Source organism: Streptomyces sp. KL116D, assembly GCF_030766975.1.
GTDB classification, from domain to species: Bacteria; Actinomycetota; Actinomycetes; order Streptomycetales; family Streptomycetaceae; genus Streptomyces; species Streptomyces longispororuber_A.
Genome location: NZ_JASERH010000057.1, coordinates 33,737 through 54,651 on the forward strand (window position 1 = coordinate 33,737; position 20,915 = coordinate 54,651).

The 20,915-nt window shown below is 67.5% G+C and carries 22 protein-coding genes and 3 pseudogenes; 10 read left to right on the forward strand and 15 right to left on the reverse strand.

The window, feature by feature from the left end; all coding sequences use genetic code 11:
* Positions 1–23 precede the first annotated feature (23 nt).
* A complete protein-coding gene (locus RBJ77_RS22165) occupies positions 24–932 on the reverse strand; it encodes a LamG domain-containing protein (protein ID WP_372346624.1) in 909 nt (302 codons plus the stop codon).
* A gap of 582 nt (positions 933–1,514) precedes the next feature.
* Positions 1,515–1,958 carry a hypothetical protein gene (locus RBJ77_RS22170; protein ID WP_372346625.1) on the reverse strand — a complete coding sequence of 148 codons (444 nt, stop codon included), beginning with the start codon at positions 1,956–1,958 and terminating at the stop codon, positions 1,515–1,517.
* 68 nt (positions 1,959–2,026) lie between these two features.
* On the opposite strand from RBJ77_RS22170, the gene RBJ77_RS22175 reads away from it, so the two are divergent.
* The 4 genes and pseudogenes from RBJ77_RS22175 to RBJ77_RS22190 all read left to right on the forward strand — a co-directional run bounded on the left by RBJ77_RS22175 (position 2,027) and on the right by RBJ77_RS22190 (position 4,222).
* A complete protein-coding gene (locus RBJ77_RS22175) occupies positions 2,027–2,755 on the forward strand; it encodes a hypothetical protein (RefSeq protein ID WP_372346626.1) in 729 nt (242 codons plus the stop codon).
* A 499-nt stretch (positions 2,756–3,254) separates the two neighbouring features.
* Positions 3,255–3,560 (forward strand): annotated as a pseudogene (locus RBJ77_RS22180) (helicase associated domain-containing protein); the annotation flags it as partial.
* Positions 3,561–3,580: 20 nt separating this feature from the next.
* Positions 3,581–3,934 carry a hypothetical protein gene (locus tag RBJ77_RS22185; RefSeq protein ID WP_372346627.1) on the forward strand — a complete coding sequence of 118 codons (354 nt, stop codon included), beginning with the start codon at positions 3,581–3,583 and terminating at the stop codon, positions 3,932–3,934.
* A gap of 183 nt (positions 3,935–4,117) precedes the next feature.
* Positions 4,118–4,222: a helicase gene (locus tag RBJ77_RS22190; RefSeq protein ID WP_372346628.1), complete on the forward strand. Its 105-nt coding sequence runs from the start codon at positions 4,118–4,120 to the stop codon at positions 4,220–4,222.
* Positions 4,223–4,447: 225 nt separating this feature from the next.
* On the opposite strand, the gene RBJ77_RS22195 is transcribed toward RBJ77_RS22190, so the two are convergent.
* Positions 4,448–4,666 carry a hypothetical protein gene (locus tag RBJ77_RS22195; RefSeq protein ID WP_372346629.1) on the reverse strand — a complete coding sequence of 73 codons (219 nt, stop codon included), beginning with the start codon at positions 4,664–4,666 and terminating at the stop codon, positions 4,448–4,450.
* A gap of 43 nt (positions 4,667–4,709) precedes the next feature.
* Complete coding sequence (locus RBJ77_RS22200; RefSeq protein ID WP_372346897.1) at positions 4,710–5,240, reverse strand: hypothetical protein; 531 nt, start codon at positions 5,238–5,240, stop codon at positions 4,710–4,712.
* Between RBJ77_RS22200 and RBJ77_RS22205 the strand changes: the two are divergent.
* A pseudogene (locus RBJ77_RS22205) lies at positions 5,133–6,276 on the forward strand (IS3 family transposase). The gene RBJ77_RS22200 and the pseudogene RBJ77_RS22205 overlap by 108 nt on opposite strands.
* Positions 6,277–7,158: 882 nt before the next feature.
* Here RBJ77_RS22205 and RBJ77_RS22210 read toward each other — a convergent pair.
* Complete coding sequence (locus tag RBJ77_RS22210; protein ID WP_372346630.1) at positions 7,159–8,097, reverse strand: hypothetical protein; 939 nt, start codon at positions 8,095–8,097, stop codon at positions 7,159–7,161.
* Between the two features lie 1,012 nt (positions 8,098–9,109).
* Here RBJ77_RS22210 and RBJ77_RS22215 point away from each other — a divergent pair.
* Positions 9,110–9,346 (forward strand): hypothetical protein, encoded by a 237-nt coding sequence (locus tag RBJ77_RS22215; protein ID WP_372346631.1) that lies wholly within the window; start codon positions 9,110–9,112, stop codon positions 9,344–9,346.
* 26 nt (positions 9,347–9,372) lie between these two features.
* On the opposite strand, the gene RBJ77_RS22220 is transcribed toward RBJ77_RS22215, so the two are convergent.
* The 5 genes from RBJ77_RS22220 to RBJ77_RS22240 form a co-directional block, all read right to left on the reverse strand.
* On the reverse strand, positions 9,373–9,672 hold the full coding sequence (locus tag RBJ77_RS22220; RefSeq protein WP_372346632.1) for a hypothetical protein: 300 nt from the start codon (positions 9,670–9,672) through the stop codon (positions 9,373–9,375).
* Between the two features lie 127 nt (positions 9,673–9,799).
* Positions 9,800–9,991: a hypothetical protein gene (locus RBJ77_RS22225; RefSeq protein ID WP_372346633.1), complete on the reverse strand. Its 192-nt coding sequence runs from the start codon at positions 9,989–9,991 to the stop codon at positions 9,800–9,802.
* Positions 9,992–12,571: 2,580 nt separating this feature from the next.
* The gene (locus RBJ77_RS22230; protein WP_372346634.1) at positions 12,572–13,723 is read right to left on the reverse strand and encodes a hypothetical protein; all 1,152 of its coding nucleotides are present in this window, start codon (positions 13,721–13,723) and stop codon (positions 12,572–12,574) included.
* A gap of 78 nt (positions 13,724–13,801) precedes the next feature.
* The gene (locus RBJ77_RS22235; RefSeq protein WP_372346635.1) at positions 13,802–14,164 is read right to left on the reverse strand and encodes a hypothetical protein; all 363 of its coding nucleotides are present in this window, start codon (positions 14,162–14,164) and stop codon (positions 13,802–13,804) included.
* A gap of 27 nt (positions 14,165–14,191) precedes the next feature.
* On the reverse strand, positions 14,192–14,434 hold the full coding sequence (locus RBJ77_RS22240) for a hypothetical protein (RefSeq protein ID WP_372346636.1): 243 nt from the start codon (positions 14,432–14,434) through the stop codon (positions 14,192–14,194).
* A gap of 707 nt (positions 14,435–15,141) precedes the next feature.
* On the opposite strand from RBJ77_RS22240, the gene RBJ77_RS22245 reads away from it, so the two are divergent.
* A complete protein-coding gene (locus RBJ77_RS22245; protein WP_372346637.1) occupies positions 15,142–15,474 on the forward strand; it encodes a hypothetical protein in 333 nt (110 codons plus the stop codon).
* Positions 15,471–15,788 (forward strand): hypothetical protein, encoded by a 318-nt coding sequence (locus tag RBJ77_RS22250; protein WP_372346638.1) that lies wholly within the window; start codon positions 15,471–15,473, stop codon positions 15,786–15,788. The genes RBJ77_RS22245 and RBJ77_RS22250 overlap by 4 nt, the downstream gene beginning before the upstream one ends.
* Positions 15,789–16,112: 324 nt before the next feature.
* Here the strand turns inward: RBJ77_RS22250 and RBJ77_RS22255 are convergent.
* The 4 genes and pseudogenes from RBJ77_RS22255 to RBJ77_RS22270 form a co-directional block, all read right to left on the reverse strand.
* Positions 16,113–16,317: pseudogene (locus RBJ77_RS22255) on the reverse strand (cold-shock protein).
* 277 nt (positions 16,318–16,594) lie between these two features.
* The gene (locus tag RBJ77_RS22260) at positions 16,595–16,789 is read right to left on the reverse strand and encodes a hypothetical protein (protein WP_372346639.1); all 195 of its coding nucleotides are present in this window, start codon (positions 16,787–16,789) and stop codon (positions 16,595–16,597) included.
* 268 nt (positions 16,790–17,057) lie between these two features.
* Positions 17,058–17,183: a hypothetical protein gene (locus tag RBJ77_RS22265; RefSeq protein WP_372346640.1), complete on the reverse strand. Its 126-nt coding sequence runs from the start codon at positions 17,181–17,183 to the stop codon at positions 17,058–17,060.
* Positions 17,184–17,192: 9 nt separating this feature from the next.
* A complete protein-coding gene (locus tag RBJ77_RS22270) occupies positions 17,193–17,987 on the reverse strand; it encodes a hypothetical protein (protein ID WP_372346641.1) in 795 nt (264 codons plus the stop codon).
* Positions 17,988–18,654: 667 nt separating this feature from the next.
* Here RBJ77_RS22270 and RBJ77_RS22275 point away from each other — a divergent pair.
* Positions 18,655–18,978: a hypothetical protein gene (locus RBJ77_RS22275; protein ID WP_372346642.1), complete on the forward strand. Its 324-nt coding sequence runs from the start codon at positions 18,655–18,657 to the stop codon at positions 18,976–18,978.
* 12 nt (positions 18,979–18,990) lie between these two features.
* A complete protein-coding gene (locus RBJ77_RS22280) occupies positions 18,991–19,182 on the forward strand; it encodes a hypothetical protein (protein WP_372346643.1) in 192 nt (63 codons plus the stop codon).
* An 840-nt stretch (positions 19,183–20,022) separates the two neighbouring features.
* On the opposite strand, the gene RBJ77_RS22285 is transcribed toward RBJ77_RS22280, so the two are convergent.
* Positions 20,023–20,361: an ANTAR domain-containing protein gene (locus tag RBJ77_RS22285; protein ID WP_372346644.1), complete on the reverse strand. Its 339-nt coding sequence runs from the start codon at positions 20,359–20,361 to the stop codon at positions 20,023–20,025.
* Positions 20,362–20,915 lie beyond the last annotated feature (554 nt).

Genomic DNA, 20,915 nt, shown 5'->3' on the forward strand with positions numbered 1-20,915 from the left:
GGGCAGGACCCCGCCGTGCCCGGTCAGTTCGGTGGCATCTGCCGCCTCGTCGAGGTCGAAGATGGCGATGGCCGGGCGGCGGGTCGCCGACGCTCTGCCTGGCCTTGAGCTTGTCGACCTCGTCCTGGGCCAGCGGCTTGTCGAAGATCTGCAGATCGTCGATGGCGCCAGGGAAGAGGCGCTGGGGTGCCGGTGAAGTTCTTGCCGCCCACCAGCAGACCGCGGCGTGCTGTCCACGGCGCGTCGTAGGAGACGGACTCGGCCAGCTGGCCGTCCACGAACAGTTGCAGCAGATCGGTGGTGGTCGAGTAGGAGCCGACCAGATGCGTCCAGGTGCCGGCCTTGACCTTGCTGGTGTCGCCCTGGTCGGCGCGGACCAGGCTGCCGGCGGCGTCGTCGGACTTGTACTGGTTGAACGACCAGCCGTATGTGGTGGAGTAGTACAGCTCCATTCCGGGCGCGTTGTTGCCCGGGATCAGGGCCACGTCCGCCGTGGCGGTGGGAATCTTGTCGAGCTTCACCCATGCGGAGACAGCAGCAAACCCGCCGCCGGTGTTGACCGGAGAGAGATCGGTGGAGGCGTAACCGTCGGTGCCGTTGAACTGCACCGCCGTGCCATCGGCTCCTGCCGCGCCCGGTGTCGCCCCGCCGTGCAGGGCCAGTGTGCGCACGGGCGTGGAGCCCTTGGCCTCGCTCGCTCCTGCCGCCTCGTCCAGCTGCCAGGTCGCCCTCGCCGGCTGGCCTGCCTTCACCCGGAACTGGTAGGTGCGGATCTCACTGCCGTTGCCGGCCGCGTCGAAGGCCTGCGCCGTCACGAAGTTCACGCCCGCCTTGGACGGCAGGATCTGTGCGATCTCCGCAGCCCCGTCCGAAGTAGTGATCTTGTTCTTGGAGGACGGGTCAGTGTTGATGCCGTACCAGTAGGTGGTCACGTCGCGTGCTGGCCGAGTCGATCGTGAACGATCCGTACTGCCCCACCCCGTCGTACCACGGGTCATCCGGATCATCCGGATTGGACTCCGGATACTGGCTCGATGCCACGGTGGGTGCCTCGGCACGGCCGTGTCGTGAGATGAGTAGCAGGCCTGCGGATCTCCGCGTATGACCACGGCGAGTACTGCTCTGCCGTCGTGGACGCGGGCATACCAGTTCACCGTCTTGTTGGTCGGGATCGTCGAGGGCAAGCTGATCGTGAAGTCGGATCGGATGACTTGGCGCTGGTCTTGGCCGGGCTCCACGAGCCGCCATCCCACTTCGCCTGGAACTGCACCGCAAACGCTGTCGCCGTCCGGGTCCGTCACATTGTTTGCGGTGATCTTCCCTCAGCGTGCGCACCCGCGCAGGGTTCGAGGAGGGCTTGCAGGTCCCGCCATACTGCATGGTCAGCTGCGAGGACTTCAACTGCGCGGGCGGGCGGTTGTACTTCACCCGCAAGAACGCCTTGCTGGAGAACCGCTTCCACGCATAGGGATCGCTCTCGCTGGCCGCCCGCGGGCCAGAACGTCATCGTGGAGTCATGCGCATTCGCGGCCGACTGCACGGCCGACTTCACGCTGAACTCGGCATCCTTGCGCGCTGCAGCCCGTGTACCCGTACGCGAAGGAGTCCGAGGCCAGCTGCTTGATCCAGTACCCGGATGCGTTCTGCGAGGTCCACGTCGTCGACGAGGAGATGTCCTTCGTCTGCCACAGCTCCACGGACTTCGCCGTGCAGGAAGCGGACCAGGTGTTGTGCACCACGGGCTCGGCCGACAGGATCGTCTTGCCCGCGAACGTGGAAACCGGGATGCGGTAGAAGAGCCGCTTGGTGTCGTTGGGCTGACAGTAGGACCAGTTGCGGTAGCCCATGCCGGCGTCGGATTCGCCGTTGAACTTCCGCTGCGGGGACGACGCCCAGTACTTCGACGCCATCGTCCACGCCTCCGCCCGCGGCGAGGACCAGTGCGGGTCGATGAACACCGGGTAGGTGGTGTCCGCACCCGCTTGAGCACGTCGGTGTCCGGGGTCGGCACCAGCTCGTCGTCGAGGTGACCTCCACCCCGACCGGTGCCAGCTGTCCTGATTCGGCCGCTCCCGGCTCCTGCGGCGCACTGCTGCTGCCCTCGTCGTCGGTGGCGCTCCGGGTCGCCACGGTCTGCGTATCGCCCTTGCTCGAGTCCCACATCAGCGGCTGGGGCGCCTCAAAGACCGTGACCGCCCGCACCATGGTCGACCGCCTGCAGGCCGCCCTGACTGGTCTCCTTGACGTCCAGGCCCTCGGTGCCGAGCTTGAGACGCAGTTCGGCCAACTCCTCGCTCTGCGCGCCGCCTCCGCGGTCTTGACCACCAACAGCTGCGAGAAGCCGTCCTCCTGCGCCGTCATCCGCAGATCCACACCCGGCAGCACCGACGGACACGTGGCCACCGCACCGTCCAGCACCGGAGTCGGCAGCGCCGCCGGCCAGGTCAGACTCGCCGCCCGGCCGGCTCGCTCCATCCGCACCAACGGCTGCGTGTCCCCACCGCCGGAGAACGCCAGTTTCACCGCCGTCGCCGCGGGATCCACCGTGCCGTCGTCCCGGCGCGCGAGCGTCGTATCGATGTGCTTCCAGCTCTTGCCCGACCGGGTCCACACCGGGCGCAGATACTCCCGCGCCTCCAGGTTCCCGTCGGGTGTCGCAAAGACCTCCCGCGACTCTCCCCGCTGCGAGACCACTTCCACCGGCTCGCCGGACTTCTTCGCCCGACGCATCGCCTCGCTCTCCGAGACCGCCTGAGCCGTATCAGCGTCGCCCGTCGGCTCACTGGCCGCAGCAGCAGCCGGTGCCGCGGACACCGTGGACAGCGCCGGCAGCACACCGGCGCCCAGCGCGACTGCGACAACCACCCCCACCAACGCTGCCGTCTGAGACGTCTCCCGCTCATCAAAACCCCGCCCTACCAGGTACGTTCCTTTGTTATCGGCGTGAACTTAAGCCGCCTTTACGTGCACTGACCACCCATCAATTGGTCAGAAGCTCACACCAAGCACACAAGTAGGACACAGAGAATGTGGCCTGCGTTGCACTGCCGAAAGGTTGTATGGCATATGCGTGACGCCCATCACATGCCCAGCCGACATCGCCACCCGCTCCGCGCACGTCACCGACCGGCCGACATCGCCAGCTAACGCGAGCCCCACATCCCCGACACTGCGGTTCCCTACGCTGCGGGACCCGGCGCTGCTCGCGCAGTTCATCCAGCCGCGCACCCTGGACTCGGAGAAGCGCCCACTGGCGGCGCGGCATCGCCGCGTGCCTGCAGTACCTCAAACAGGCTGTCGTCGAGGAGCTGACGGCGCCGTATCGGTACGTGACACCGGACGAGTGGGCGCCTGCCGGCTTCCCGCTGGGGGTGTGGCTGGCGGACCAGCGCAAGGCCTACAACGCGGAGGCGTTGGAGGCCGAGCGGGTGCGGCAGTTGGATGCGCTGGGCATGGTGTGGAACGCGCACGGCCATGCTTTCGACGAGGGCCTCGCCGTCGCCCGGGCCTGGGCAGAAGAGCACGGGCACCTGCTGGCACCGGTGAGTGCGGTGAGTGAGGGCGGGTTCCCGATCGGGGTGTGGCTGAAGAACCAGCGGCGCGGCCGCCGGAGGCAGGCCGTGGAGGCCGCTGCGGCGCACGAGCAGGGGCAGAGGGTGCCTCGGGCGGGTGGGGGCTGTCGCAGAGCCGTCTGGACGCGCTGGACGCGATCGATTCCGGGTGGTGCCCGGCCTGGGACACCGCCTGGCAGCGCTGCTACCGCCTCGCCAAGAACCACCTCGACGCCGGCGGCATCCTCCCCCAGTGCGGGGCCGGGGTTTTGGTCGTCCAGGGCGAGGACCTGGGGGCGTGGGTGCAGGCGCAGCGGCTGGGGTGGGACAAGCTCGGGCCCGCGCAGCAGTGGCTGCTCGAATCGGTCCTCGGCCTCGAGTGAGGCCAGCGAGGACGAGCGGCCGGTGCGACGCACCCAGGACGACAAGTGGATGCTGAACCTGGCGGCCGCACGCCGCTTCCACGCCCGCGAAGGACACCTGCAGGTGCCCCGCAAGCACACCGAGCTGGTGCCGCTCACCGAGGCCGGCCGCGGCGCGCCGGAGCCGAACGCGGCGCAGACGGCGTGCCCGTCGCACTCGGCATGTGGCTCGCCAACACCCGCCGCCGCGCCGACAAACTCTCGGCACAGCGCAGGGACGACCTCGACCAGCTTGGCATGCGCTGGTGATGGTTGCTCAAGTTTTCGGCTGAGTCCTCGCCTTCGTCGGCATGAGCCGCAGCCCGCATCAGCTACCGCCGACTGGCTCCTCTCCTTACGACCTGAGCCGGTTCTGTTGAACGTCAAAGCAGACCAGCCCCATGGACGCCGCGTCACTGCCGCCGCGTGGGCGGACGCCTCTCGGCCATGCTCCAGCGCATGGGGAGTAGATCAGCGGACCGATGGCTTCGCCGGTCAACGGCCCGGTTGACCAGGGCGAGGTGTCCTCCTCTCGTCCTCGGTGAGGTCACACCACCGCTCAAGCAGCGCAGCCACGTAGGTCGCTATGCGTTCGGATGGAGGCTCTTCCACTTCACTGTCGATGTAGCGGTCGTACAGGTCGTTGAAGACTCGGCCCGCGGTCTTGTCATCCGCGGGCCTCTCGCCTTCCCAGACAGCAAGGTCGTAGCTCATGCCGGGAGGCTCTCATGCCGCTCTGCAGCCATAAGAAACGACCTCAGATGGCACGAAGCTCGGAGCTGATTCCCATGCTGTCGAGGTCGCTTACGAGTCTCCAGTAGACGTCGCTCTCGTAGAAGCTCGCTGCATCACCGTTCCCCTCAGCGGGATCGATCTTGTCCATCTCGGGGACGTCGTAGGCGATCGTGTATCCGGCTTCCGTGTCGTTCCACTGGACCTGGACAACCATGTCTGCTGTGCCGATGTCGTAGTTGTCGTTGCCGTGGTTCTTGGCGATGTACTCGAACCGGTACGTGAACGTGTAGCGGTCGTTCTTCTTGATCGACCGCAGGTAGTCCAGCTCGTTCTCGAAGCCATGGTTGTTCGACTCACTCCACATGGAAGGAGCGTAGGGTCTGCCGCATGATCGGGTGACATCTGAACTGGCTTGCCCTGTAGGGCGGGTGGGAAGGATGTCGCTGTGCCCAAGCCGTATCCGGAAGAGTTCCGCCAGGACGTCGTGCGAGTCGCGAGGAACCGCGGCCCGGGTGTGACCGTCGAGCAGGTGGCCGCCGACTTCGGAGTCCATGCGATGACGCTGTGGAAATGGATGCGCCGCGCCGACATCGACGAGGGACCAAGCCCGGAACGACCAGCCAGGAGAGCACGGAACTCCGCGAAGCACGCCGGCGGATCAAGCTGCTGGAACAGGAGAACGAGGGCCTGCGCCGGGCCGCTGCCTACCTGTCCCAGGCGAACCTGCCGGGAAAATGATCTAACCGCTCGTGAAAGAGCTGGCCGCAGGCGGGGTGCCCGTCACGGTCACGTGCCGGGTCCTCAAGCTCGCCAGACAGCCCTACTACCGCTGGCTCGACAAGCCGGTAACCAATGCCGAGTTCGAGCGGGCCACTCGCGCGAACGCACTGTTCGACGCCCACCGCGAGGACCCGGAGTTCGGCTACCGGTTCCTGGCCGACGAAGCCCGCAGCATGGGATCCGGCATGGCGGACCGGACCGCGTGGCGGATTTGCCGGGACAACCGCTGGTGGAGCGTCTTCGGCAAGAAGAGCGGGAGAACCAAGAAGGCCGGACCGCCGGTCCAGTGACGACCTGGTCCGCCGTGACTTCACCGCAGCCGGCCCCAATCAGCTGTGGCTCACCGACATCACCGAACACCACACCGGTGAGGGAAGTTGTATCTCTGCGCGGTCAGGACGTCTTCAGCAAGAGGATCGTGGGCTACTCCATCGACGCACGGATGAAGTCCCGCCGGCCGTCGCCGCCTCTGGTTTCAACGTGCCGCTGTGCGTGGCCCGCCGCGATCACGTCGCCGGGTGCAGCCTGCACAGCGATCGCGGATCGCAGTCCGGTCACGGGAATTCGTCCAGGCACTCGACGGCCTGCACCAGATAACCGGCTCGATAGGGCGAGTCGCGGCGGCGACACACGCGGCCATGGAGTCCTTCTTCAGCCTCCTGCAGAACAACGTTCTCGACCGGCGCTCCTGGGCCACCGTCAGGAACTGCGAACGCGATCTTGACCTGGATCGAGAAGACCTACCACCGACGCCGCAGAGACAAGCCGCCCTCGGCCGACTGACCCCGTCGAATTCGAGACCGTCATGACACACACCGGCCTACCCAGCCACACGTGACCACACTCTGTCACCCAACCCTGCAGCAACCCCCAGTGTGGTTGCGGCGTGCGTCGACGCCGCGGCACTGGTGCTGCTCGGCCGAACATGCAGCGCCTCGCGGTCGCCTCGTCCGATGAGCGCGCCGAACGGGCGCAGGATCTGGGATGGGTGCTCGCCAAGGCACGAAAAAAGAGGCGGCGCGCGTACCGGTGGCGTGGTGGCCGCCGCGGGCTCCGATCTGTGCTGGCGCGCTGGCCGGCCTACGGGTCCGGCATCCACGATCTCGGGCTCCGGGCTGCTGCCGCCCTGCCGCTCACCGCCGCAGGCACGCGGATCGGTGTGCTGGTGGTGTACGACCACGAAAGCCTGCCCCGGCTAACAGACCTTTCAGCGCGTTGGTGCGGCCCTGACCGAGGACATCCTCCTCGGCCCGGACGGGGACCCCTGGCTGTACGGGGAAACCGACCTGCACAACGAGGTCCACCAGGCCGCCGGCATCACCGCGAGAGGGAGCTGCGGCATCACGGACGCCCTGGCCCTCATCAAAGCCCGCTCCTACACGGAGAACACCACCACCAGCAACATCGCCCACCGAATCATCCACCACGGCCTGCGCCTGACCAGCGAGCCGGAGTAGGCCGCCCGCACCGCACGTTCCGTCGGATGCGAACCCACCACCTCATCAGAACATGGAGTCACTGGGCCGGGGCTGACGACCGGTTGCGTTCTCGCGAAACGACTCCGGCAAAACGGTGGAACGCGATTTGTCGAATCGATCGCGGACTGCCAGGCATCCATGGTTCGCGCACCTGCGGAACCTCAGACTTTCCGCCTTCCCACGAGCCTCGCCACCACTGCGACTCTGCCTCAGTCAGTACGCGGCCTCGGTGTACTGCTGGCACGAGTCACACCACAGGACTGTGGCATTGCGGCCAGGGCGCTTCTGGTGTCGCCTTCGGGCTGTGCCGCGGGTGATACCCAGCGCGGTGAGGCTCAGCAGGACGATGCCGGCCATGGTCAGGCCGATCACGGTGGCGACGGTGGCCAGCCAGTCGATTACTCGGCCTTCTCTGCGGGCGGGCGGCCTGGCCTGCTGGCCGCCGAGTAGCGGCGGATCCCCACGGCGCCCAGGGCGCACACCATCACAGCGGCTGCGACGGCAGTAGCCGCCAGTACCGGCTCTCAGCACGCGCACGGCGCGCATCACGTGGACACCGACCGTGCCGGGCGCCCTGCCCGCGGCCGCGGCGTACTCCGCCTGGGGCTGGTCCATCGCCTGGGTCGCCCATACTGCGGCCCGTTGCTGCAGCGCCCGTACCGCGCGGCGAACGGCAAGACGGCTGATGACAGCATCCGCACAGTCCGGCAACAACTGCTCGTCGCGAAGGGACAGTGCGCTTGTTCCCGGCGGCGGTAGCGCTGTACGGAGTCCGCCACCCCCTCTTGACGATCTTGTAGATGTAGGCGCGGGGGTTGCGGATATGACTGTCGGACCGGCAGACCTGCGACAAAGGCGTCCTGCACCAGGTCTCTCGGCATCGACATACGCCTCAGGAACACCGGCATCGCGCAACCACTGACGGACGCGGACCACGATCCTTTCCGCCTGCGCGGCAAACAGGTCACCCAACTCATCGCGGGACGCTGGCTTCGAATCAGGCACCTCGTGGCTTCCCTTCCTCCCGCGGCGAGCCTTGATCACCCTGGTGTCTGCGGCCGCACGGTTGCGGTAAGCGATGCTGTCGATCACCTTCGTCACACTCGGCAGCACCATCCCCACAACGACGAGCAGTACGGTGACCAGATCCATAGTCTTCCCTTCAACGCCGGTGCCAGCAGCCCTTGGTGAGGAGCTGTCACCTACTGAAGAGGGGCGAGGAGGCTACGTCCTTACACCGCAGCCAAATCTTCTTCGCCGAGACTCCGAAGCAGGAGCACGGGGAGGACGAAGATCCAGTGGCCATGCAGGTGAGTCGAGAGCTCTGGCACAGGCCCTCCGAAGCCGACAACAAGCGTCTTTGGTAGACACCTGCAGAGCCACCCGGCCTCCTCGCCGGACGGAACACAGTTCCACAAGATGGCTTTGGACGCGTGTTGGGCTCTGGTCCACGTCGCGTGCTCGCGTACGCAGTGCGAATGTCGATCTTCTCGAGATGAGAGGCGCCGACGCCATGCAGCTCACGGGGTGACGGAATGTCGGCGCGCGACCCAAGCTTCGATCAGCCCTGGCGGGCTCCTCCAGACCCCCTGCAGCACCACGCGGATCACAGCCGCTGTCCGTGCCGTCGTTGCCCTCGAACTCGACACCTGATCAAGATGGGATGGGCTCCTTGCGCCGATAGCTGGCCGGAAGGGTGCTGGCCGCTCGCAGGATGCTCGTAGGCTTGAATGCCATGACGACGCGGAAGCGGGGGATCAGGTGCTCAATCCGTGGACCCGCACGACCAGGAGCGCACCGTACGCGGTCCCAGAAGACCTGCCGCACTTGCAGGCCCTCGCCAACACCCAAGTTCACCCCTCGCACGCGCCGTATCGGCTCAACCTGACACTCCCGCCGGAACCGTTCATCGGTCTGCACGACGCGCCGCTGGTCATGCTGCTGGCCAATCCTGGCGTGCGTGACACAGACCCGGCCGCTTACGCCCGGCCCGGTGTGACCGAGCGGACCCTGCAGCACATCGCGAAAGCCGGCGGGACGCCCAATCACTTTCTGACGCACCCCGACAAGGACCATCCAGGACTCCGTTGGTGGTCCCGGACTCTAAATGGCCTGGCGAAGCAGGGGCACAGTCACGACGAACTAGCTCGGCAGATCGCTTGCGGTGCAGTTCCACGGCTACCATTCGCAATCGTGGCGGCCGATCCCGTACACACTGCCCTCTCAGTCCTTCGCCTTCCACCTGGTGCGCCGCGCCATGTCCCATGAGGCGCTGATCGTCCTAGGGCGCATCGCGGCCACATGGGAGATCGCCGTGCCGGAGCTGGCGTCGTATCCGAATGTGGTGACTCCAGAAACAACAGCGAAGCGTGCAGATCAGCCGGGGCAACTTCAGCCCTGAGAACTTCGAGCGGATCGAGCAAGCCCTCAAGAGTTGAGCACGCACGGCGTGAGGGCGGTCAGATGTTGGCACGCGCTTCGGCCAGCTTCACGTCCGCCGCCCGCATCTCCCCGCATGCCTGCGGGTGCCTCTGATCCATCTCCGCGAAGCCGTACTGGCGACTTGGACAGAGCCGTGGTCGCCTTCAGATCCAGTTCGGCGTCGAATTCGTACGGCTTTTGCGATCCGATCGGCGCCGGTCGCGGCGACGACTTCACATGCGCCATCGCCGCGATCTTCCCTTCGACCCCGCCGAAGTAGATCCACAACCGGTCGCCGTCCCTCATCCGCTTTAGCGGCTTCCCGAGCCACCACTCGGTCGGACCGGAGTCTTCGCGTGCCAGCCTCGCGACCCGCGCCGGGAGGGTGGAGGGGCCGTTATCGATCGTGTCGCGCTCCGGGTCCAGAGCAGGGCTACAGCCAGTCCCGAGGACTGACGACCTGGTAGACGGCGCGTCCGCCTCGGTTCGGGATCTTTTCCAGCACCTCCTGCTCGGTCAGCGCCCGCAGCAGTGCGCGGGCCCGCTTGTCGTCGGTCTCCCAGCCGTAGCTGTTCATGGTGGCGACGACGCGGGCCGGGTCCCACTCTCCGTCCTCGCCAGTCACCCGGTTCTCCAGCACCTCCACCTGGGTCAGCCGTGTCTGATTGCGTGGCCTGCCGTGCCGTTCCAAAGGTCGTACAGCTTGGCCACGCCCATGCTCGCGGCGACACCGAGGGCGCTTCGGTCCACGGTGCCGCTTTCGTCGACTGCCACGATGGCCTTCTCCCGCCAATCCTCCAGGCCTCCAGCAGTCTGGTCACGGCTTCGATGTCCCTCCACAGGTCGTGAGGCGCGGCCTGCTCCGACAACAGCACCTTGTCTTGCAGGGCGGCGCACACCACTCGGGCGAGCTGGTCGGAGGAGATCACGACGGCCTCCTGGCTTCCGTCGTCACCGAGATTGAAGTCAACCCGCGTCGCCATAGCGACTCCTCTTCTCTGAATTAGAGAAGAGGTTACGTTCTGCCTCTGTCGGCACGCCACCGCTTTGACAGCACTGGGCAGTTGGGCATCCCAAGCAGTCAGGTCGCGGGCACGGCCCTGCGCGAGGCCATCGAACTCCTCCCGCCCGCGCCCCGCCCCTGACCGAGGCCATGAAGACCACCACAGCCAAGGCGTGCATCATCCGGGACAGCACACTGCTGCCGTCGACAAGATCTCGGCTTCGGACGACCTGAGGCCACTTGTGGCGAGGAGGCCTTCGAAGCGTCGTTCCCATCGGACGGCGATGGCCAGGTGCGGATCGACTTCGAGCCGTAGTTCTGGCCCACACCCACCTGCGGAAACAGGTATGGAGTGTGGCCCATGGACCGTATCGCTCGGGCACGTCGCGCCAGGCGGTCCCGGTGCGGAACTTCCACACGAACCACGTTCAGTACTCTGCGGTCGCCCAGCCGCTTCCGACCCCGCAACGGCAGAGGCAACAACGGTCGGACGAACTCCCATTCGGCGCCCGACAACTCGCGGCGATGTATCACGCCACCATGATCCACCAGGCAAGATCATTTGAAGGCATCGTCTAGAAAGGGGGTTCCGCGGAGTACCCGTCCTCCCGCACGGGGACGGATGCGGTCTTCGCCCGGCGGCACGTTGTTCGGCGACGGTGGGGTGAGCGATGACCGCCTCGGCCGCTCGCCCCGCGCTTGACCAGGACCTCGAACAGATCCTCACGTGCTTCGGCCGTGCCCGCGGCCCGCAGTTCCGCGCGGCTGCGTTCGAGGTGGCCAGCGGCAGTGAGGAGGCGCGGCTCGGACGAGGCGGGGGTCGGTCCACGGATCGGGGTGGGCTTCGACCACGGCGATCGCTTCCTCGGTGCGACCGAGACTGGCGAGGCGAAGGCCCGCCACGAGTGCTGGAACTCCTCGTGGTCGTGGTGGGGCACGGTGAGGGGATGGTCCAGAAGGTAAAGCGGCTCCTCGGGACGGTCGAAAGCAGGTACACGAGTGGGGCTAGGAGGTTGGAGCAGTCGTACCAGCTGAAGCCGGGTTCGGCCACGGTGATCGCGTCGTCCAGCCGGCCGTCCTGCAGCAGGCTCGAGGAGAGCCAGGCCCGGTACCCGACCCAGTCGTCAGCGGCGATGGCGTCACGCATCACCGTCTCGGCCTCTGCAGTCCGGCCGCGGTCGCGGAGGGCATCGGCGAAGACGTCCAGGACGGTGTGTGCGTGCTCTCCGGATGCCAGCTTGCGCAGGTCGTCGAGCTGACCGTGGCGTGACAACAGTTCGGCGTAGGCGGTAGGGGTGTTCTGGGTGCCATAGCGTTTTACAGCTATGTCCGCACCGAGGACTCGGATTGCCTCGTCGACGCGATCCATGCGTTCCAGCATCCGAGCCTGGAGTACCAGCGCCTCCTCATCGATGAGACCCCCACGGTTTGTCTCTGAGAGCCTGCCGTGCCGCATCGGCGCACGAGGCGATCAGCTTCAGCACCCGCTCGTCGCGGCCTTGCCTCTTCGGTGATGTCCACCAGCACCGACTGGATCCACCAGCCCTCGAGGTGCGGCACGAGCAGATCAATTGCCTCATCGACACGCCCGGCTTTGACGAGCAGCTCGGCCAAGTCCCGGCACATCGTACTGCGAAGTACGGCCCTCCTCGTCCGACGGACCAGATCCAGGGCCCCGTCGGTCCAGCCCGCCCGCAGCAGAACCTCCGCCTTCACTCAACAGCGCCGGCCGCCAGCCGGCCGCGACGAATGGCTCCATCAGCTCCAGCGCCTGCACAAACTCGCCCGACCGGCAAAGCTCCTGCGCCGCGCGCTTTGCGCAGAACCACTCACCGCGCTCTTCCGCAGCCTGGATCACCAGGTCCAGAGTGACCGTGCTCCAGTAGGAGATCCACCTTCCGGGGAGCAAGCCCACCGTGGTTGCCGGCCTGCCATGAAAGATCATCTGTGTTCACGGCTGGAAGCGTAGAAGAGTCACTGACAGTCGGTCGGCCGCACGAATCGGCTCTCGGCGAAGCAGCAGCCTCCGCCTCCCGCCCTCGGGCCAACGGGCCCTCGCGATCTTGTCGTCTCCTCTTGCGTTCCGGCCCGGACGCCGCCTAGACGATCGATCTCGGGTCTTGGCCGGGAACGAATGCATAGTCACCGATCCCCCATCAGCAGTGAGAAGCAGTACCGCTCGCTGATCACTTGGACGGTTCATCAGTGCCTGTCCCTTTCCGCTTGCCTGCCCATGAGCGGGAATCCCACCCCGTCGGCGAGAACGTGCTCAGTCATGGCTGAGAAGATCTGTGCTCGCAGCAACCAGCTCTTCCCCAGCCGACCCTTGGTATATTTGCTGCATCCCGTACGACCCTGCGTTCGTGACGCCGTCTGTGGGCCCCGCGACGATACGAACAGCCCGTAGCGCGAGCGGTCCGGACAGGGCGCGCAGCATCGCGAGTTCACCACGCAACCACGGCCAGCCCGCACTGCCGGTGTCCGGCAGCGGGGTGTCCTCCGGCTTGCGCACGGCGGCGCGCAGCGGGGCCGTGGCCCGCGCCCCTGCGCAGCTCTGGCGGGGACGTCCACGATGCGGGCCAGCTGGGTGCGGGTGCCGGTGGCGAGCAGGTTCTCGCGAACCCCGTCGGCGAACTCGGGGTCGCTCCCGTCCCGATGGTCCCGTGCCGTCTCCGAGGCGGGATGCGTGCTGAGGTCGGGCGTCGGAACCGTGCCGCCGTCGGGTTCGGGGAGCAGAGGCAGCGGGTCCGCGATGTCTGCGGCGGACGGCAGCCCAAGGCCGTGTTGGCCGCGCCGAACTGCGCGCGGAACGGGTACAGCGACGAACGGTGGCGCAGGTACGGCGGTTAGAGGTGGACGAGTGCCGTGGGGCCGCGCCGGGGCCAGTGTGTTGAGTAGCTTGTCGGCGTCTGGCTGGACACCACCCGTGGTGGCCCGCCGCAGCGCTTTCAGTAGTTGGTCCACCGAGTGCGTTCCGCCGTCCTGCACCCGTCGTTCGAAGTCGTCCACCAGGTCCCCGACGACGTCCTCGCTGCCGCTCAGATGGCTCGCCGCGATCGACAGCAGCCGCTCGCGCAAGAGCAGCCGCAGCTCCAGCGGCAGGAACCGGCGGCGGAACACGAGCGGAAACTCGCACTCAGCGTTCCTGGTGATCACCACGACAGGGAACTCCCGGCACTCCACGAGACCGCGATCGACTCTCGTGCGGGCGCCCGGGTCGTCGGTGAAGACGCAGATCGCATCCTCGGAGCTGCGCTTCAGCTCCGGAATGTCGTAGGAGCCGTCCTCCAGAACGTGCAGCACGTCGTTCGGCAGACCGAGGTCGCTCTTGTCCAGCTCGTCGATGAGCAGCACGCGCACCTGCTCGTACGGAAGCAGCGCGGTGCCGAGCGGGGCCCAGGGGGACGAAGTCGCCCATCCGCAGGGGCCTGTTCACCGGCGCCCAATTCGGCGCCCGCACGCCACGCCACGATCGCCTGGGCACGGTCTATGGCGTCGTAGGCGTACAGCTCCTTCCTTCAGCGCGGTGCGCGAGACGATCCCCACGGCGGTGACCGGGCCGAGGCCCAGCTCGCGGGCGATCAGGTACGCGAGCTGGACCTTGCCGACCCCAGGCAGACCGGTGACCAACAGGGGTCGGCGCAGCAGCGCCGCGTTCACGATGGCGATGTCTTCCTGACGCGGACAGAGCAGGACCTGGTCCTCGCCGAGCCGCCGCCGGGCGGCCCGCGAGGCCTCGCAGTCGGGCAGGGTCGGACCCGCACCCACCGGGACACTGCCGCCGCCGTGGAACACACGCCGCACTGTGCCGTACTGATCGTCTCATGCTGGCATCTCCTCACAGTCGATGAGGCGGTTCGGGTCGTCCCACAGGAACGCGACATCTCTGACCACCAGAAGCCGTCCCTCTTCTTCCGTGTCCGCCTGGACCCGCAATTGGTTTACTTTGAAAGGGAGTTGACCCGGGCCATGCCCGGGAAGGAGCTGGGCAGCTCGAAGGCCTATGGCGTGTGTCGGGCCGCCGGTCCCAGACGACGAGCGCGACCCCTTCCGTGAGGGCCGCAACCAGTGCTTCCCGGCCGGTGCCCGCGCTCGGCCGATGCTGCGGGATGACTGCAGGTCAAGCAGCGGCTAGAGAGCGTCCGTCGCGACACTCAGATGCGCCACATCATGGTTGAGCAGGTCGTAGGGCAGGACGAACTCGACGTGGACGGGCTGTCCTGTGGCCACCTGCGACGGACGTGGGTGGTGCGAGCAGACAGCAACGCGCCGACCAAGCAGCCGCTCACCGCCTCCGCTGATCCTCGACGGGCTGATGGACGACCGCCCAACTCACTGGCGTCTTGGGATCGAGCGGACGCGCTCCCGTCGTCCGAACGACAGAGGAGTTGGAGGAGTTCACCGTCAGGGCCGCTGGTCTGCGCGGACCTGAACTGCGTTATGGCGTGCCGACTTTCGTCACGTGTGAGAGTGACCTGGCCGCGCGTGCCAGCGGGTCCGCACTACTCTGCCCACTACGAAGATCACGAACTGTCTGGATCTTCAGAACGGGTCGGCATCCCACCCATCCGCTCCCGCCGAGGACCTCGTCGGCGTCGACCGGCCAAGCTCCAGGGGGTGGCTTTTCCCGTGCAGGTCCCTGTGGTGCCGGTTGGCTCAAGCCGTATCCCCGTGCGGGGCGAACGAACGTTTCCGCTGTTTCCTCCCCTCTCCCGCACGGGAGGGGCCCACCGTTCCCGCTGGGCTCCGAAAGGCTCCTCCTCGTGGTACTCGTGATCGTCGTCGCACTCCTGGCCCTGCTCGCAGGCCTCGCCGCCAACCGCTGGCTGCGGCCACGCCTGGTCAACGCCGCCGACGACGAGGGCATGGCCGTCAAAGACCTCGTCGGCCCGCTGCTGACCATGACCGTCCTGCTGCTGTCCTTCGTCCTGGTCACCGCCAACGGCTCCTACGGCAAGGCCGAAGTCGCCGCCCGCGGTGAGGCCCGAGCCTGGACCAGCTCGTCGAGACAGCCGAGTACGCACCCGCCACCCAGCGCGCCGGCATCCAAGCCGGCGCCGTCTGCTACGCCCGCGCCGTCCGTGTCCAGGAATGGCCGGCCATGAGCGACGGCAACGGCTCGGCCGCACCCAACGTGTGGTCGACCGGCTTCCGTCAGACCTTCGAGACGCTGGCCGGCAAACCGGTGTTCGGTATGCTCGTCGCCGCCGACAACAAACGCTCCGACGAACGCGAGGAACGCCTGACCCAGGCCACCTCCAGCATCCCCGCCACCATCTTCTGGTTCCTGCTCGCCACGCTGGTCATCACCGTCACCGCCCTCGGCGTGTGCCTGCCCCTGCAGGAACAACCGCGGCCAGATCACTACTCTCGTCGTGATCACCGCCCTGCTGACCACAGCCCTCATCATCATCCGTGACGTCGACCGGCCCTTCGGCGGCATCATCGACATCTCCCCACCGCCATCGCCGAGACCGAGCGCCAGGCCCACCGCGACTTCACCGCCCACAACCCCACCGCCACGCTCCCCTGCGACACCGACGGAAACCGCACCGCCGCCTGAGAAGCTCCTGCACGAGGCCGCCTGAACGCCTTCATGCAGTTGCGCTGCGCGTCAGGTCAGCCCGGGTCGACGTGCGTGCGTCATGTGCCATACGTCTGAGGAATACACCGTGCAGACCGGAAGCGCGAAGAGGGTGCCCGCCGTGTTCGGCGGGCACCCTCTTCGCGCTGTGATGCGGTGTCAGCCGCGCACGATGTTCTCAGCCTGCGGGCCCTTCTGGCCCTGCGTGACGTCGAAGGTGACCTTCTCGCCCTCAACGAGCTCTGCGGTAACCATTGCCGGAGATGTTGGAGTAGTGGGCGAAGACGTCGGGTCCGCCACCGTCCTGCTCGATGAAGCCGAAACCCTTTTCGCTGTTGAACCACTTCACGGTACCGCTGGCCATACTGCAATCCTTCACATCACCCGAGGTCCTCAGCAAAGGCCCGGAGTCCACACGCACCCCGTTCGAGGTGCTTCGAAGCCCATCTTGCCCCACAAGCCCCAGTTCAGCCGCGGTTGGACGCGAAGTTGTCGACACGAGCATCCGGGCTGACGTTGATGTCACCCGCGCCCCACAGAAGAACGGGACGGCTGCACTCAGGCTCCGCCAGCAGTGGACCTGCAGCATGCGAGGTGACTGTCCAGGCTCGTGCACTCCCTCTCACACGATGCGTGCAGGCCTACTTACCCTTGGCCGCGTCCTTCAGCCGCGTCCGGTCGATCAGCGCCGGCTGGACGGTGGTGAGCGGTGACTCAAGGACGGTGCGCAGTCGGCCAAGGTCGCGGCGCGGATCGGCGAGGCGGCCGGGCACGAGTGAACGGGCGGCAGCGCTGTCGGGAGAGACCGAGGAGGTCGCCGCGTCGTGCACGCTCACGAAGAACCTGCCTGGAAAAGTGCATCTCAGGCACTTCTGGGCGCCCGTGAGGTCCTGGTCGACGTCTGCCCGTTGTGGGGCGGCCCCACCACGCAGATCGTGTTCACCCTGCAAGGCGTCAGTCCGGCGGCGTTCCCTGTTCTCGACTGCCCAACGGCGCCCGTCCGGTGAACCGCCGTCCGCCCCTGAGCCTGTGCCCACTCGGCGCCCGGCGGGCACGTGACACAGGCTCAGGTCCGGTCAGCACCGGTTTGCGGATGATGGCTTCTCAGGAGTCCTGGTCCTCGGGCACGGGCTCGGGCTCGGGCATGGGCTCCTCAACGTGCCAGGTGACCATGACCTGGCCGTTGCCGCCCGCCGTGCCGGTCTGCGCATCGGCCTTGGGGCTGACCATTCGTCTCCGTCACGGCCCTCCTGCCGCCGTCGCCCCCGGTGGCGCCCTTGCCGCCGTCGCCCCCGGCGGCGACACCGGGAGCGGGGCTCTTCCATGCGGACCGGCCGCCACCGCCGTCGCCCCCGTGCCCGCCAGGCCGGCCCATCGATACGTTCCCGCCTGACCGAGAGCGCCGGCGGCTCCGGGCCTGCCGGTCTCGTTCCGGTTCAGCTCCCGCTGTACGGACTTGACCTTGCTGCCCGCGAGTCCGCACCCCGCGGGGCCCGTCTCGGTGCCGGCCTGGCCGCCGTTGCCGCCGTTGCCCCCGCTGCCGCCGCCGGCGAAGAAACCAGGGCTGCCACCGGCACCGCCATCGCCGCCGTTGCCACCGTCAGCGCCACCCGCGGCCACGGCCAGGCTCATGGACTGCGGCTTGGTGTCCATGTTCGGGGGACGCAGCAGGCTGGTCCGGCCCTCCAACGTCGATGCGGCGGCCGAGCCGACCACGACCTCGTACGTCTGGCCCGCCTGGAGGCCGCTCAGCCGGCATTCGACGTAGGTCCCGGCGGTCCCGGCGGCTCCGCCACCACCGCCGGCCCCGCCGCCCCCGCCGCCGTTCGTGCTGCCGTCACCACCGGCTCCGCCGCGGCCACCGCTGCCGCCGTGGCCTCCGGCGCCCCACATCGTGACGGTCGCCTCGGTGACATCCTTGGGCACCGTGATCGTGTACTTGCCGGGCTGGGCGGCGGTGAACACGTCGCCGTCGGCGTGGGCGGCGGGAGCCACCACGGCCGTGCCGATCGCGCTTGCGGCCAGTACGGTCACCGCTGCTGCAGCCCGGGCCAGCCGATACGACGTCGGACTCAAGCCCGGTCGGGTGTCGGCCGAGGCGGGAGTAGCACAGGGACAGTTTCGCGAGGCTCAAGGAACAACTCTTCCGTTCAAGGGCAGGGCAGGTGTGACAGCCCGGCCGTCAGCATTCCGCATACTCAACGATCATGTGCGAGCCCGAAACGGCCTGGTCACACAGCCCTCTGATCAAATCGATCATGGTGGGTGTTGTCTGTGGGGACACTGCCTCATCTCCTTACGGAGAGGCGTTGATCCGCGCCATGCGTCTCCACCCGGAACCCGCCGGCACGTGACCAAGGTTCGATGACACAGGACAGCCCCGCCGGTGGCCGTCACTGCGCCCCGCCGTGGTCGGGTTCGCGGTCAAGCCGCTCACCCTGGACAAGAAGACCGGGTTCAGTGCGCGTCCCGGCCGCGACGGTACGCATCGAATTGCTGTGCGCCTGCTGGCCATCCTCGTGTACCAGGTGCGGCCTCCCGGCCCCATCGCGGCTCGCGCAGCGGTCCATCCTGATGCGGGCCCGATCGGCCGCCACGGCGAAGACGTCCTCAAGGAGGCGCAGCCGCTCGGCCGGGGAGGTCGAGGCCCGCACCGCGCGCCGAACTCTCCCCCGCCGAACTCGACCGCAAGGAAGAGCTGTTGGCGATCGTCCTGAGCGACACCGACCGGCCCAGCCGCGCCGTCGCCACCGGATTTCGCCGCCCGCTCGTACGACGCCTGGCATACACGACCGCTGCCGGGCTCGCCGCGGGAGCCGCCCTCCTTACGGTGACCCTGTCGGCTGAACCACCCGAGCCGGGCGGATCCGGACCCCTGTCGTCGGCCGAAGTGGCCACGTGGACCAGCACCTCCCACCGACCGAAGCAAAGAAGTGCCGCCTTCGGCAACTGCTTCAGCAAGGCGATGGACGTCAACAAAGGAAAGGGGCGACCAGGTGCGATCTTCAACTGGGGCCGACGCTGAACCACTGTTTCCATGATCGTCACGTCCAACTACCGCTCCGCGTACTGCCTGGCCGGCACGGAAGGCCCAGGCGTGGCGGTACCCATCACCTCGGATGCAGAGGGCGGGGTGTCCGCGAACGACGTCACGCTGGACGCACAGGGCGCCCTCGGCAAGGCTCCGCTCGATTCCGCTACGTGGTCGGCTTGGCGGGCGAGGACGTGAAGGCGATCACCGTGCGCGACCAGGGACGCACCGTCCACGCCACAGTGGAGCAAATGACGAGGTCGTCGCTGCCCTGGGGCAGGTGGACTGCCTGGTGGCCAGACAGCGAGGCGCACGACCACATGACTGGCACCCTCACCCTCACGTTGAAGAACGGCACGAAGCGGACCATCAACGCAGAATCGCTAACCAAGTAATGAGAAAAGGACGGCAGCGGAGCCCCACGCTCTGCGCGCGGCTGTCGACCACCGACCCATGCATCAGCCAGCCCGTGCACAATCCGGGAGCAGCCGGAGCAGGCGCGCCGCCGACGTCGGCGCGCGCTCCCTGGGGCTGGCCGTAATCCGCACGGCGAACCCCGGCAGGCGGGACGCATCGCCGCCGTCCGCGCCCCTTTCCGCCCACGGCCGGCAGCGACGCCGCCCCGACCGCCCGCCGGCCGTCCCTGGCTCTGCGATGAGAAGCCCAGCTCGCCACGGAAGCCACCACCGGACGCGACGGAAGCGGGCGGATCGGGAGCGCTCGTCACGAGCGCTGATCGTGCGCAGCACGGTCACCCCGGGCTGGGAGTGCCGGCCCCTCCCAGCCCGCGGCTGTCTGGCTCGGCTCGCCGCCACGGCTGGACAGGACAGCGCTTTCTCCCTCAGCGCTCCGACGTCCCGGGCCGTCAGTTCCGGGCAGTGCCGACCCGGTCACCCCGGCCGCGGGGATACGATCGCGCCCAGTCGGTGGCACCGGACGGGTGAGGGCTGGTCGCGCGAAGCGGTGCCGGCTCAACGCGGTGCAAGACGAGAGATCCGATACCCCTCATGGGCGAAGTGGTGGGCGCTGGGCTCGCCGCTATGAGGCCGTGTAGCCGCCTTCGGCTGCGTCTTGTGCTTGCCGCAGCATGAGTTGACGGTCCAGTTCGGCACGGATCGGCTCGGCGAGAACCCCCGACCATGCGCACGCGACCAGTTGTTCGGCAACCGAGTGGAGCTTGATGTTGGTGCGCATCGACACTTCGCGCAGGACATCCCAGGCCTCAGCCGGCTGCCTTCTCCCCACGGCGCTGATCACTCCTATGGCCTGGTCGACGTGGGCACGGGACTGCATCGCGGTCTGGAGGTGCGCAACCTCGGTCTCCAGATCGGCAATCCGAGCGGTCTCCCCAGCAGGAACATCGTCGGGCGTCGGCACGGCACTCCTCCAGGACGCGGTCGGTCTCTTACACACAGTCACCTGCCCCGCCATACTCACGCAACACGTCCGCCGACACGGCAGGCAGAGCCTCCCGGGCGCGGAAGCAGCACCTTGAGCTGGCTACCCGCTCTACTGGCGCCGATCCGATGCGGGCGTACCCGCAGACTCCATGCTCTGGCGCATCAGATAGCGCGGCCTTGACCCGCAAGGCGTGGACGTCGATCGGTTTGTGGATGATGTCGGCAACCCCCGCCTCAAGGCCTCGCCGGTCAGCTCATCGTCCAGAGCGCACCCCCGTGACCAGGATGATGGGAATGTGGCGGGTCTGATCCAGACGAACCAGATAGCGGGCCACTTCCAGCCCTGCTGAGCAGGGGCATGCGCACGTCCATGACGATCAGCCCGACACCGCCCTTCAACGCAGCTTTCAGCGCACGGGCGCCCCGGTCGCGCGTTCCACCGGATAGCCGAGGGGTATCAGGGCAGCCTGCAGGGCGAGCAGGGTGTCTTCGTGGTCGTCGACCAGCAAGATCCGCAACCTGTCCGCCATG